The organism is Nocardioides cremeus (assembly GCF_030518195.1).
Lineage (GTDB): Bacteria > Actinomycetota > Actinomycetes > Propionibacteriales > Nocardioidaceae > Nocardioides > Nocardioides cremeus.
Window position 1 is genome coordinate 1 of sequence record NZ_JAULSC010000077.1, and the last position, 479, is coordinate 479.

The 479-nt window shown below is 43.0% G+C and carries 1 protein-coding gene; it reads left to right on the plus strand.

Annotated features, from left to right (window positions below):
* A partial coding sequence (locus QWJ41_RS20790; RefSeq protein ID WP_439117354.1) for a hypothetical protein occupies nucleotides 1–259 on the plus strand: 259 nt, incomplete at its 5' end.
* Between the last annotated feature and the right edge of the window lie 220 nt (nucleotides 260–479).

A 479-nucleotide genomic window follows, 5' to 3' on the forward strand; every position in this document is an offset into this window, starting at 1 on the left:
GAAAGACTTGTATGCCAATACTGTACTTTCTGGAGGTACCACCATGTATCCAGGTATTGCTGACCGTATGCAGAAGGAAATCACTGCTCTCGCCCCGTCAACCATGAAGATGAAAATCATCGCGCCCCCAGAAAGGAAATACTCTGTATGGATCGGAGGTTCTATCTTGGCTTCTCTCTCCACCTTCCAACAGATGTGGATCTCAAAACAAGAATACGACGAGTCCGGACCATCCATTGTCCATAGGAAATGCTTCTAAATTTGTTTATCATCTTTTTTATTCTATCGCCTGCATTCCATTACTCCATGCATTCGTTTTGAATTATTTTTGTATTATATCTGCGATATGACGTCGCTATGCGACTAGAACTGCCATTTCGAAATGGATTGAGAGACCGTATGTGCACTAGGCCAAAGTATTACTATACTATCGACGGAGGACACGGCAAATCCTGTGGACACTGCGGAAAATAAATTGG